12 protein-coding genes are annotated in these 12,173 nt (G+C 69.7%); all 12 read left to right on the forward strand.

The window, feature by feature from the left end; genetic code table 11:
• Positions 1-88: 88 nt before the first annotated feature.
• The 12 genes from ACV7NO_RS05925 to ACV7NO_RS05980 all read left to right on the forward strand — a co-directional run bounded on the left by ACV7NO_RS05925 (position 89) and on the right by ACV7NO_RS05980 (position 12,172).
• Positions 89-1,069 carry a cysteine synthase A gene (locus ACV7NO_RS05925; RefSeq protein ID WP_463405090.1) on the forward strand — a complete coding sequence of 327 codons (981 nt, stop codon included), beginning with the start codon at positions 89-91 and terminating at the stop codon, positions 1,067-1,069.
• 47 nt (positions 1,070-1,116) lie between these two features.
• A complete protein-coding gene (locus tag ACV7NO_RS05930; protein ID WP_463405091.1) occupies positions 1,117-1,425 on the forward strand; it encodes a hypothetical protein in 309 nt (102 codons plus the stop codon).
• A gap of 331 nt (positions 1,426-1,756) precedes the next feature.
• Positions 1,757-2,257 (forward strand): division/cell wall cluster transcriptional repressor MraZ, encoded by a 501-nt coding sequence (locus tag ACV7NO_RS05935; RefSeq protein WP_463405092.1) that lies wholly within the window; start codon positions 1,757-1,759, stop codon positions 2,255-2,257.
• The gene (gene rsmH, locus ACV7NO_RS05940) at positions 2,254-3,234 is read left to right on the forward strand and encodes a 16S rRNA (cytosine(1402)-N(4))-methyltransferase RsmH (RefSeq protein ID WP_463405093.1); all 981 of its coding nucleotides are present in this window, start codon (positions 2,254-2,256) and stop codon (positions 3,232-3,234) included. The genes ACV7NO_RS05935 and rsmH overlap by 4 nt, the downstream gene beginning before the upstream one ends.
• The gene (locus ACV7NO_RS05945; protein ID WP_463405094.1) at positions 3,231-3,893 is read left to right on the forward strand and encodes a hypothetical protein; all 663 of its coding nucleotides are present in this window, start codon (positions 3,231-3,233) and stop codon (positions 3,891-3,893) included. Before rsmH ends, ACV7NO_RS05945 begins: the two co-directional genes overlap by 4 nt.
• Positions 3,890-5,602 carry a peptidoglycan D,D-transpeptidase FtsI family protein gene (locus ACV7NO_RS05950; protein WP_463405095.1) on the forward strand — a complete coding sequence of 571 codons (1,713 nt, stop codon included), beginning with the start codon at positions 3,890-3,892 and terminating at the stop codon, positions 5,600-5,602. The genes ACV7NO_RS05945 and ACV7NO_RS05950 overlap by 4 nt, the downstream gene beginning before the upstream one ends.
• Positions 5,599-7,014, forward strand: coding sequence for a UDP-N-acetylmuramoyl-L-alanyl-D-glutamate--2,6-diaminopimelate ligase (locus ACV7NO_RS05955; RefSeq protein WP_463405096.1), 1,416 nt, complete (start codon positions 5,599-5,601; stop codon positions 7,012-7,014). Before ACV7NO_RS05950 ends, ACV7NO_RS05955 begins: the two co-directional genes overlap by 4 nt.
• Positions 7,011-7,133: a hypothetical protein gene (locus ACV7NO_RS05960; protein ID WP_463405097.1), complete on the forward strand. Its 123-nt coding sequence runs from the start codon at positions 7,011-7,013 to the stop codon at positions 7,131-7,133. The genes ACV7NO_RS05955 and ACV7NO_RS05960 overlap by 4 nt, the downstream gene beginning before the upstream one ends.
• On the forward strand, positions 7,130-8,506 hold the full coding sequence (locus ACV7NO_RS05965; RefSeq protein ID WP_463405098.1) for a UDP-N-acetylmuramoyl-tripeptide--D-alanyl-D-alanine ligase: 1,377 nt from the start codon (positions 7,130-7,132) through the stop codon (positions 8,504-8,506). Before ACV7NO_RS05960 ends, ACV7NO_RS05965 begins: the two co-directional genes overlap by 4 nt.
• Positions 8,506-9,576, forward strand: coding sequence for a phospho-N-acetylmuramoyl-pentapeptide-transferase (gene mraY, locus ACV7NO_RS05970; protein WP_463405099.1), 1,071 nt, complete (start codon positions 8,506-8,508; stop codon positions 9,574-9,576). Before ACV7NO_RS05965 ends, mraY begins: the two co-directional genes overlap by 1 nt.
• Positions 9,573-10,952: a UDP-N-acetylmuramoyl-L-alanine--D-glutamate ligase gene (gene murD / locus ACV7NO_RS05975; protein WP_463405100.1), complete on the forward strand. Its 1,380-nt coding sequence runs from the start codon at positions 9,573-9,575 to the stop codon at positions 10,950-10,952. Before mraY ends, murD begins: the two co-directional genes overlap by 4 nt.
• Entirely contained in the window at positions 10,949-12,172 is a 1,224-nt protein-coding gene (locus ACV7NO_RS05980; protein ID WP_463405101.1) for an FtsW/RodA/SpoVE family cell cycle protein, read from the forward strand. The genes murD and ACV7NO_RS05980 overlap by 4 nt, the downstream gene beginning before the upstream one ends.
• Position 12,173 lies beyond the last annotated feature (1 nt).

Raw genomic sequence — 12,173 nt, forward strand, 5'->3', positions numbered from 1 at the left:
GATCGAGCGCGACGGAAACGATCTCGGATTGCGGGCAAGACAGCGAAGTGCGCTTGGCCGGGCGGACCGGCACGCCTACATTCACGGGATGCATATCGCCAACGACACCCTCGCGCTCATCGGCAACACCCCGCTCGTCCGGCTGAAGGGGCCGAGCGAGGCCAGCGGTGCCGAGATCTTCGGCAAATGCGAGTTCGCCAATCCGGGCGCGTCGGTGAAGGATCGCGCGGCGCTGTTCATCGTCGAGGACGCCGAGGCGCGCGGGCTGCTCCAGCCCGGCGGGACGATCGTCGAGGGGACCGCGGGGAATACCGGGATCGGGCTGGCGCTGGTCGCCAACGCCAAAGGCTACAAGACGGTGATCGTGATGCCCGACACCCAGTCCAAGGAAAAGATGGACACGCTGCGCGCATTGGGGGCCGAACTGGTGCTGGTGCCCGCCGCGCCGTTCAGTTCGCCGCAGCACTTCGTCCACACCTCGCGGCGGATCGCCGAGGAGACGCCGGGCGCGGTGTGGGCGAACCAGTTCGACAATATCGCGAACCGCCGCGCGCACATCGTCGGCACCGCCGAGGAGATCTGGGCGCAGATGGACGGGCGCGTCGACGGGTTCACCTGCGCCGCGGGCACCGGCGGGACGGTCGCGGGCGTGGGCATGGGGCTGAAGGCGAAGGACGAGCGCGTCACGATCGCGCTGACCGATCCGCATGGTGCCGCGCTCTACGAATATTATGCGCATGGCGAACTGAAGTCCGAAGGATCATCGGTGGCCGAGGGGATCGGACAAGGGCGGATCACCGCCAATCTGGAGGGCGCGCCGATCGACACGCAGTTCCGCATTTCGGACGAGGAGGGCTATCACTGGGTGCGACGGCTGCTCGACGAGGAGGGGCTGTGCCTGGGACTGTCGTCGGGGATCAACGTGGCGGGAGCGATAGCGCTGGGGCGGCGGCTCGGGCCGGGCACGCGCGTCGTCACGATTCTGTGCGACAGCGGATTCCGCTATCTATCGACACTGTACGACCCGGACTGGCGCGCGGCAAAAGGGCTCGGCCGGACGACGGAATGAACACGCGTCGACAAAAGCGCGATGTTTCGTTACAATCGCGCGACGGAATGAAGATATCGGACCGCCCCCAGGCCCAGACGGCCCAAGCCCAGACCGCACAGCGCGTGAAGGTCGGCATGATCGGCCTGGCCGCGGTCGTGCTGCTGATCGGTCTGGCCAGCGCGATCTTCAGTTCGGTTTCGCGCGAGCGCCCGATCGCGGCGATCGGCGCGCCGCGCGCGGATACCGTCGCCAATATGGCGACCGCTTCCAACATGATGCTCGCCCCGCCCAACGAGCCGCTGGCCGAACTCGGCGTGGCGCCGAGTACGGTCGACGGCAACGGCGCGATGCCGGCCGCGCGGGGATCGCGGTGACGGCGCGGGGATTTCACGGGATCGGTGGGGCCGCGCGGCGTACGCGTTGTGTGGCCAGGCGCTCTCGTCCCACGCGCCTTGTTGGTCCCGATCCCGGCCATGTGGGGACGTTTCCCCCGGATTGAGTGCGTTTCCCGCGTAATCCCCAAAAATCCCGTTGCATCCCCAAAACGCCACTGATACTCATCAAGTGTCAGAGGGGCACTCTCACCTGTTGTCCGTAGAATCGGCGTGTCGAAGCGTGGCGAACCCGCGTTTCGGAAGCGGCAGCGGTGTGTGTTTCCCTCGCGAGATCAGGATGAGCTGAATCGGGGCGTGCGGGGTTTGGCGTGTGAGCAGGGGCAAGTATCTGGGAAGCGGCCTTAGCCCTGTCGATGACAAGGGCCGGCTCGCGATTCCCGCTTCGCTCCGCGGCACGCTGCTGGCGAACACGCCCGGCATCGAGGGGAAGGGCGGCGGCACGATCTTCGTCGGCGCGCACCAGTCCTCCAGATGCCTTGTCGCCTCCGATCCCGGCTATATCGACCAGCTCGCCGAGGACCTGAGCAAGCGCGAGCGCGAGAACACCGCCGAGGGCGGCGAGTTCGACTACAACATCAAGCGGCGCGGCGGCATGGGGGGCGAGACGACGCCGTTCGATTCGAGCGGGCGGTTCGTGCTCCCCGGCTTTCCCCGCTTCCATGCCGAGATCCAGGCGCACGCGTTCTTCTGGGGCACGGTCGACTATATCGAGATCTGGAACCCCAAGATCCTGCTCGAGACGCCGGGGATGCCCGGCGTGATGGTGTCGGCGTGCCAGTATCACCTGATGGACAGGAAGGTGGTGCTGTGAGCGCCGCGCCGCACACTCCCGTCCTGCTCGCCGAGGTGATCGACGCGCTCGCCATCGCCCCCGGCCAGCGCCACGTCGACGCGACGTTCGGCGCGGGCGGCTACACGCGCGCGATGCTGGCGAAGGGGGCGCGGGTGTTCGCGTTCGACCGCGATCCCGATGCGATTGCGAACGGGCGCGCTATGGAGGGGGCCGAAGAGGGGCTGACGCTGGTCGCCGCGGATTTCTCCGCGATGGCGGCCGAGCTCGACGCGCGCGACGCGGTGCCGGTCGACGGGGTGACGATGGATATCGGCGTGTCGTCGATGCAGCTCGACCAGGCGGCGCGCGGCTTCTCGTTCCAGGCGGACGGGCCGCTCGACATGCGGATGAGCCAGGAAGGGCTGTCCGCGGCGGACTTCGTCAACGAGGCGGACGAGGCCGCGATCGCGGACGTGCTGTACCATTATGGCGAGGAACGGCAGTCGCGCCGGGTGGCGCGCGCGATCATCGCGGCGCGGCCGCTCACGCGGACGGGCGAGCTGGCCAATGTCGTCCGCAAGGCGCTGGGCCACAAGCCGCACGAGAAGAAGGATCCCGCGACGCGCGCGTTCCAGGCGATCCGCATCCATGTGAACCGGGAGCTGGGCGAGCTGGCGGACGGGCTGGCGGCGGCGGAGCGGGTGCTGAAGCCCGGCGGGCGGCTGGCGGTGGTGACGTTCCACAGCCTGGAGGACCGGATGGTGAAGCGGTTCCTGCGGGAGCGCTCCGGCGCGATGCCCGGGGCTTCGCGGCATGCACCAGCGGCGGGGGGCGATGTGCGTCCCCCCAGTTTCGAGCGCGTCGGGCGCGGCGTGCGGGCAGGCGAGGCCGAGCTGGCCCGCAACCCGCGCGCGCGATCGGCGACGCTGAGGACGGCGACGCGGACGGACGCGGCGGCGTGGACGACGGGCGAAGTGTTGCCCGGGGGCGAGCATATGCGTGGAGACGGGCGATGACGGCGGCGTATCGATTGAAGGGACTCGGCTGGTTCGGCGGGTGCGTGATCGTCACGCTCGGCTTCTACCTCGTGTCGCTGCAGGTGGCGGCGGAGCGCAAGAAGCTCGATCAGGTGAACGGCAGGATCGTCGCGGCGGAGCGCGAGATCCGCGCGCTCGACACCGAGTTCGACACGCGATCGAACCTGATCCAGCTGGAGAAGTGGAACGGCGACACGCTCGCGCTCGTCGCGCCCACCGCGCAGCAGTTCGTCCGCAGCGAGGCGCAGCTGGCATCGATCCGGTTCGACGGATCGGCGATGCCCGGCGGCTCAGGGCAGGGTGAGGGGCAGATCCGCACCGCAGCGCTGGTGATGCCCTCGATCGCGCCCGCGCCCGAGGCCGGCCCGCTGACCACGCCGACGATCGCCGCCCCGATCGCGACCGTCGCGGCGGTGACGGTGAAGGCGCCCGCCAAGACCGCGCCCGCGGTGGCGCTGCGCGCGAAGTCTCCGATCGTACAGGTTGCGGCGGTCTCCGCCTCGGTGTCGGTCGGCAAGCCCGCCGGCACCACGCGCAAGGCGCAGGCGGTGGCGATGCTCGACCGCTCGCTGCTGAGCGACACGACGATCGGCGACCTGCTGAGCGGCGCAAAGGCCGAAACGCGGCGGCTGCGTTGACCACACTCGTCGCACGACCCGTCCAGCAGCGCCGCGGCAGCGGGCAGCGCCAGGCGCTGCTCGCGACGCTGCATATGCGGCTGATGATCGTGATGCTGATGTTCTTGGCCGCGGTCGTGCTGGTGGTCGGGCGGCTGGCGATGCTGGCCATCCTCGATGCGCCGGACGGGACGGCGCGCGCGCTGAACACGGTGCCACGCGGCGATATCGTCGATCGCAACGGCGTGCCGCTGGCCCGGACGATCGACGCGTGGACGATCGGGGTCCACCCCGACAAGATCATCGGCGACCGCAGCGAGATCGCGCAGAAGCTGGCGGACCTGATGCCCGATCGTGGGGACCAGGCATATTTCTATTCGCTGCTGACGATGAAGCGGCCCTTCACCTTCCTCCAGCGCCGCGCGAGCCCCGCGCTGGTGCAGGCGGTGAACGCGATCGGCGAGCCGGGCATCGTGTTCGAGCGCGAGACGCAGCGGCTGTATCCGCAGACCTCGATGGCGGCGCATGTGCTGGGCGTGCTGGGGCCGCAGGGCGTCGGGCTGTCGGGGATGGAGCGCGCGCTGAACGACCAGCTGACCAACCCGGCGACCGCGCGGACGCCCGTCGCGCTGTCGATCGATTCGCGCGTGCAGGCGGCGATGGAGAGCGAGCTGAGCCGTTCGATGTACGCGATGCAGGCGCGCGCGGCGGCGGGTATCGTGCTCGACGTGCGCACCGGCGAGGTGGTGTCGATGGTGTCGCTGCCGCTGTTCAACCCGAACAAGGTGGGGATGGCGGGCAGCGACCAGCTCCGCAACAACGTGACGCAGAGCGTCTACGAGCTTGGCTCCACCTTCAAGCCGATCACGATGGCGACTGCGATCGATACCGGCGTGGTGAACAGCATGGCGCGCCGGTTCGACGCGACCGCGCCGCTGCAGGTCGGGCGGTTCAAGATCAAGGACGACCATCCGCAGAAGCGCTGGCTCAACATCCCCGAGACGCTGATCCATTCGTCCAACATCGCGACCGCGCGGATCGCGGACGAGGTGGGCGCGGCGCGGATGCAGGTGATGTTCCGCAAGCTGGGGTTCGATACCAAGCCCGACATCGAGCTGAAGGAAAAGGGCCGGCCGTTGTGGCCGGCCTATTGGGCGCGCACGACCGTCATGACGACGGCCTACGGGCATGGCATCGCGGTGACCCCGCTCCAGCTGGCGAGTGCCTATGCGACCCTGGTCAACGGCGGAATCTGGCGGCCCGCGACGCTGCTGCGCGTGGCGGACGGGCATGAGGTGAAGGGGCGGCGCGTCATCAGCGAGGCGACGTCGGCGCGGATGCGGCAGCTGTTGCGGCTGGTGGTGCTCGACGGCACCGGGCGCAAGGGCGAGGCGCCGGGCTACCGCGTCGGCGGCAAGACCGGGACCGCGGAGGTCGCGCAGGCGGGGGGCTATGCCAAGAACGCCAACGTCTCCACCTTCGCCGCGGCGTTCCCGATGGACGCGCCGCGCTATGTCGTCATCGCGATGATGGACAGCCCCAGGCGCGTCGAGGCGAACCAGTTCCAGACGACCGCGGCCTATACCGCCGCGCCCGTCGTCAGTCGCGTCATCAGCCGGACGGGCGCGCTGCTGGGGGTGATCCCCGACGACCATGCCGATGTCGACGAATCGGACCTGAACCCGCTGCTGTGGCACGCGCCCGGCGAGAGCGCGACGGACCCCGAATGAAGCTGGGCGTTCTCACCGGTGGCGACGAGACGGTGCAGGTCACCGGGTTCGCGATCGATCATCGCAAGGTCGCGCCGGGCACCGTGTTCGGCGCGTTCGAGGGCGCGACCGTCAACGGCGAGGACTATATCGGCGCGGCGGTGGCGAGCGGGGCGGTGGCGGTCGTCGCGCGGCGGCAGGCGCGCGTCGAGGGGGCGGTGCATATCGTCTCCACCGAGCCGCGCGCGGTGTTCGCGCGCTTGGCGGCAAAGTTCTTCGCGCCGTTCCCGCCGACGGTCGTCGCGGTGACGGGGACGAACGGGAAGACCTCGGTCGTCGAGATGACTCGGCAATTGTGGCGGATGGCGGGGCATCATGCCGCGTCGATCGGAACGCTGGGCGTGACGACCGCGGACGACCGCGTGTCGACCGGGTTGACGACGCCCGACGTCGTGACGTTCCTGTCGAACGTCGCGGGGCTGGCGCGCGAGGGCGTCACGCATGTCGCGTTCGAGGCGTCGAGCCACGGGCTGACGCAGTATCGGACCGAGGGGCTGCCGGTGGCGGCGGCGGCGTTCACGAATCTCAGCCGCGACCATCTCGACTATCATGGCGACATGGCGGCGTATTTCACCGCCAAGCTGCGGCTGTTCTCCGAAGTGCTCGCGCGTGGCGGTGCGTCGGTGGTGTGGGCGGACGACCCGCATGCGGACCGGGTGATCGACCTGGCGCATGCGCGCGGCGACCGGCTGATGACGGTGGGCGAGCATGGCGACGCGCTGAAGCTGGTGGCGCGCGATCCGACGCTGCTGGGACAGGGGCTGACGATCGAGGCGGGTGGGGAGACCTATCGGGTCACGATGCCGCTGATCGGCGCGTATCAGGCGGCGAACGCGCTGGTCGCGGCGGGTCTGGTGATCGCGACGGGCGGGGATGTCGCGGCGACGATCGCCGATCTCGCGCGGTTGCAGCCGGTGCGCGGGCGACTGGAGCGCGCGGCGATCGCGGCGAGCGGCGCGCCGGTGTATGTCGACTATGCGCATACCCCCGACGCGCTGGAGGCGGCGATCGCGGCGCTGAAGCCGCACGTCTCGGGCAAGCTGATCGTGGTGTTCGGCGCGGGCGGGGATCGTGATGCGGGCAAGCGCGAGGCGATGGGGGCGATCGCGGGCGCGCAGGCGCACGTCGCGATCGTGACCGACGACAATCCGCGCAGCGAGGACCCCGCGGCGATCCGCGCGATGGTGCTGGCGGGGGCTCCGCAGGCGATCGAGATCGGCGACCGGCGCGCGGCGATCGCGCATGCGGTGTGGTTGGCGGGTGCGGGGGACATCGTGCTGATCGCGGGCAAGGGGCATGAGCAGGGGCAGATCGTGGGCGACCGCGTGCTGCCGTTCGACGATGTGAGTGTGGCACGGGAGGTGGCTTCGTGACGACAGAGACTTCGACCCCGGCGACGGCCAAGCCGGAGCGGGTGCGCCCCAAGCTGGCGCTGAAATATGGCGGGCCGACCTCGACCCGCCCGCTGCCGCAGTCCGGCGCGCGCGGATGACGCTGTGGACCGCCGCGGAGATCGCCGCGGCGACCGGCGGCACCGCGTCCGCGGACTTCGCGGCGGACGGCGTGACGTTCGATTCGCGCGAGGCGTGCGCGGGCGACCTTTTCGTCGCGCTGAAGGGCGAGGCGACCGACGGGCACCGCTTTCTGGCGCAGGTGGCGGCGAACGGCGTCGCGGGCGCGCTGGTGTCCGCGGACGCGCCGACGGGGCTGCCGCATGTGCGGGTGGCGGATACGTTTGCGGCGCTGGAGGATCTCGCGCGGGCTTCAAGGGCGCGAACGGCTGCGACCGTGATCGGGGTGACCGGGTCGGTCGGCAAGACATCGACCAAGGAGGCGGTGTTCGCGTGCTTCGATCGCGGCGCGCCGGGTGCGACGCATCGGTCGGTCAAGAGCTACAACAACCATACCGGCGTGCCGCTGAGCCTCGCGCGGATGCCGGCGGCGACGCGGTTCGGGGTGTTCGAGATGGGGATGAACCATCCGGGCGAGCTGGCGCATCTGACGACGCTGGTGCGCCCGCATATCGCGATGGTGACCGCGATCGCGCCCGCGCACACCGCGTTCTTCCCCGACGAAAGCGCGATCGCGGACGCGAAGGGCGAGATCTTCGCGGGGCTGGAGCCCGGCGGTATCGCGATCGTGCCGTATGATTCGCCGCATCGCGACCGGCTGATTGCCGCCGCCGCGCCGCACGCCGCGCGGACGGTGACGTTCGGGTGGGACCGCGCCGCCGACGTGCGCGCGATCGAGACGATGCGGCTGGCGACGGGGGCGACCTTCGTCACCGCGAAGGTGGGCGCGCGCGAGCTGTCGTTCACGATCGCGCAGCCGGGGATGCACTGGGTGTCCAACGCGCTGGCTGTGCTCGCCGCGGTCGACGCGGCGGGGGGCGATCTGGGGCTGGCGGGGCTCGCGCTGGCGGAGCTGGGCGGGATGCAGGGGCGCGGCGCGCGGTTCATCGCGGCGGTGCCGGGCGGGGAGGCGCTGGTGATCGACGAGAGCTACAACGCCAATCCTGCATCGATGCGCGCAACGCTGGCGGTGCTGGCGCAGGAGCCGGGGCGGCATGTCGCGGTGCTGGGCGAGATGCGCGAGCTGGGCGACGCGTCCGACGCCTATCATGCCGGGCTGGCCGACGCGGTGGTGGCGGCGCGCGTCGAAACGGCGCTGCTCGTCGGCGAAGCGATGGCGCCGCTGGCGGATGCGCTTGAGGGAAAGCTGAAAATCCGTCATGTGCGCGACGCGGCTGCCGCGCTCGATGCCGTCCACGACGTGCTCGCGCCGGGCGATGCGGTTCTCGTCAAGGGATCGAACGGGGTCGGGCTCGCGCGCGTGGTCGCGGCCCTAAGAGCTGGGGCAAGATAGTGTTCTACTGGATCGCCGAGCAGCTGGGATTCCCGGGTGTCCTCAACCTCATCCGTTACCAGTCGTTCCGCACCGGCGCGGCGATCTTCACCGCGCTGGTCATCGGGCTGGTGATCGGGCCGAGGTTCATCGGCTGGCTGCGCGTGCGGCAGGGCAAGGGCCAGCCGATCCGCGCCGATGGCCCGCAGACGCACCTCGCCAAGCGCGGCACGCCGACGATGGGCGGGCTGATGATCCTGACCAGCATGGCGCTGGCGATCCTGACATGGATGGACCTGTCGAACCCGTTCGTATGGGCGTGCCTGTTCGTGACGCTGGGGTTCGGCGCGATCGGCTTCCTCGACGATTACGACAAGGTGAAGAAGGCGAGCACCGCGGGCGTATCGGGCCGGACGCGGCTGTTGCTGGAGTTCCTGATCGCCGGCGTCGCGGCGTGGATCATCTGCCAGGAGAACGGGACGCACCTGTATCTGCCGTTCACGAACCGGATGTATCTGGAGCTGGGCTGGTTCTTCCCGCTGTTCGCCGCGTTCACGATCGTGGCGTTCGGCAACGCGGTGAACCTGACCGACGGGCTCGACGGGCTGGCGACGATGCCGGTCATCATCGCTTCGGTCGCTTTCATGCTGATCGTGTATCTGGCGGGCAACGTGAAGTTCGCGGACTATCTGGGCATCCCGCATGTCCCGCGCGCGGGCGAGCTGGCGATCTTCTGCGGGGCGATCGTGGGCGCGGGGCTGGCCTTCCTGTGGTTCAACGCGCCGCCGGCGGCGGTGTTCATGGGGGATACCGGCAGCCTTGCGCTGGGCGGCGCGCTGGGGACGATCGCGGTCGTCGCGCATCACGAGATCGTGCTGGGGATCATCGGCGGGCTGTTCGTGGTCGAGGCGATGAGCGTCATCATCCAGGTGTTCTTCTACAAGCGCACCGGACGGCGGGTGTTCCGCATGGCGCCGATCCACCATCATTTCGAGCAGCTGGGCTGGAGCGAGCCGACCGTCGTGATCCGCTTCTGGATCATCGCGCTCGTGCTGGCGCTGGCCGGTCTCTCGACGTTGAAGCTGCGGTGATTCCCGCGCGCGCCTGGGCGGGTAAGCGGTACGCGGTGCTCGGGCTGGCGCGGTCCGGCGCGGCAACGGTGCGGGCGCTGGTGTCGGCAGGTGCGCGGGTGGTCGCTTGGGACAGTGATGCGGCGAAGCGGAAGGCTATCCTTTCCGGCGGGGGGATTGTCGCAGGTGGTGCGCTCGGGGCGCTCCCCCTCCACCATCCTTCGGATGGTCCCCCTCCCCGTGCCGGGGAGGATTTTCTGGTCGCGCCTTTGGATGATCTGGCGGGGTTCGATGCCTTGGTGGTTTCGCCGGGGGTGCCACTCAATTCGCATCCGCTGGCGGCGGCGGCGCGGACGGCGGGCGTCGCCATCGTCGGCGATATCGAGCTGTTCGCGCAGGCACGCGCCGACCTGCCGCCGCACAAGGTCGTCGGGATCACGGGCACCAACGGGAAGTCGACCACCACCGCGCTGGTCCATCACATCCTGAAGACCGCGGGCGTGCCGACGCTGATGGGGGGCAATATCGGATTGCCGATCCTGGGCGCGGACGCGCTGCCGGCGGGCGGGGTGTACGTGCTCGAACTGTCGAGCTACCAGATCGACCTGACGCATACGCTCGACTGCGACGTGGCGGTGCTGCTCAACGTCACGCCCGACCATCTCGACCGGTATGACGGGTTCGCGGGCTATGCGGCGTCGAAGGCGCGGCTGTTCGCGATGCAGTCGGCGGGGCATGCGGCGATCATCGGGATCGGGGACGACGCGTCTGCCGCCATCGCGCGCGGGCTGTCGAGGCGCGGCGAGGATGTGACGAAGATCGCGCCCGGCGTGTGCATGGACCAGTCGCGCTGGCCGTCGTTGCAGGGGCCGCACAACGCGCAGAACGCACTGGCAGCGATCGCGGTGTGCGAGGCGCTGGGCTTGTCGAATGCGCAGATCGATGCGGGGCTGGAGACGTTTACAGGGCTGCCGCATAGGATGGAGCATGTCGCGACCATCGACGGCGTGGCCTATGTCGACGACAGCAAGGCGACCAATCCCGAGAGCACCGCGCCCGCGCTGGCGGCGTTCGCGCGGGTGCACTGGATCGTCGGCGGCAAGGCCAAGGGCGACGATCTCGACGCGTGCCGCCCGGCGTTCGGGCATGTCGTGCGCGCCTATACGATCGGCGAGGCGGGGGCGCGGTTTGCGGCGATCCTGAGGCCGGACATGGCGGTCGAGGAGGCGGGGACGCTGGAGGCGGCGGTCGCGCGCGCGGCGGCGCTGGCCGCGCCCGGCGACACGGTGCTGCTGTCGCCGGCGGCGGCGAGCTTCGACCAGTTCAGGGATTACGAGCATCGCGGGGACGTATTCCGCGAGGCGGTGGGGGCGGTTTCCCCGGGGAGTGGCGCATGACCGATATTCGAGCCAGTGCGGCCCCCGGCCTCGCGACGCGGCTGAAGGCGCGCGGCGGGCGCGGCGACCGGTCGCCGCTGGGCATGTGGTTCTGGGACATCGACCGGGTGCTGCTGGTGCTGACGCTGTTCCTGATCGCGATCGGGCTGCTGGCGGTGGCGGCCGCGTCTCCGGCGAGCGCGCTGCGCTATTCGGGGGAGCATACCAAGTTTCCGCCGCTCTATTATTTCTGGCGGCAGGCGGCGTGGGTCGCGATCTCCATCCCCGTGCTGTTCGTCGTGTCGATGCTGCCCGTCACGCTCGCGCGGCGGCTGGCAGTGGCAGGGACGGGCGTGTTCGTCGCGATGCTGACGCTGGTGCCGCTGATCGGCGTCGAGGTGAACGGCGCGCATCGCTGGATCGGGGTGGGGTTCGCGCAGTTCCAGCCGTCCGAGTTCCTGAAACCGATGTTCATCGTGACGACCGCGTGGCTGCTGTCGATGAAGTCGCGCGATGCGGACCTGCCGGTGGTGCCGATCACCGCGGCGCTGACCGCGATGATCGCGGGGCTGCTGATGCTCCAGCCCGATCTCGGGCAGACGATCGTGTTCGCGTGCGTGTGGATGGCGCTGGTGATGATCGCGGGGACACCGGCGAAGACGCTGATCGGGCTGGTGAGCATGGCGCCCGCCGGGCTGATCGCGGCGTATATCTTCTACGGCACGGCCCGAAAGCGGATCGACGCGTTCCTGTTTCCCGGCGTGGAAGGGGAGGGCGCGAGCGACCATTTCCAGACCAACGCCGCGCACACCACGCTGACGGCGGGGGGCTGGACCGGCACGGGGCCGGGCGGCGGGACCGCGAAGTTCGGGCTGCCAGAGGCGCATACCGACTATATCTTCTCGGTGATCGGCGAGGAGTTCGGGCTGATCGCGTGCGCGGTCATCGCTGTGATCTTCCTGGCGATCGTGGTCCGCGTGTTCGTGAAGCTGCTGGACGAGACCGACGAGTTCAAGCTGCTGGCCGCTGCCGGCCTGGCGACGCAGTTCGGGTTGCAGGCGCTCATCTCGATGGCGGTCAACACCGGCCTCGCGCCGTCGAAGGGGATGACGCTGCCGTTCATCAGCTATGGCGGATCGTCGATGATCGCGCTTTCGATCGGCATGGGGTTGCTGCTGGCGTTCACCCGGCGCAATCCGTTCCTGACGCGCAGCCCGTACGTGGCGCGCTGGAGCGCATGAG

The organism is Sphingomonas sp. Ell38C01, assembly GCF_055231975.1.

What these genes read in the sequence shown, in the direction of transcription:
- ACV7NO_RS05925 (WP_463405090.1), top strand. Translation starts at nt 89, where the DNA reads ATGCATATCGCCAACGACACCCTCGCGCTCATCGGCAACACCCCGCTC.
- ACV7NO_RS05930 (WP_463405091.1), top strand. Translation starts at nt 1,117, where the DNA reads ATGAAGATATCGGACCGCCCCCAGGCCCAGACGGCCCAAGCCCAGACC.
- ACV7NO_RS05945 (WP_463405094.1), top strand. Translation starts at nt 3,231, where the DNA reads ATGACGGCGGCGTATCGATTGAAGGGACTCGGCTGGTTCGGCGGGTGC.
- ACV7NO_RS05955 (WP_463405096.1), top strand. Translation starts at nt 5,599, where the DNA reads ATGAAGCTGGGCGTTCTCACCGGTGGCGACGAGACGGTGCAGGTCACC.
- ACV7NO_RS05965 (WP_463405098.1), top strand. Translation starts at nt 7,130, where the DNA reads ATGACGCTGTGGACCGCCGCGGAGATCGCCGCGGCGACCGGCGGCACC.
- ACV7NO_RS05980 (WP_463405101.1), top strand. Translation starts at nt 10,949, where the DNA reads ATGACCGATATTCGAGCCAGTGCGGCCCCCGGCCTCGCGACGCGGCTG.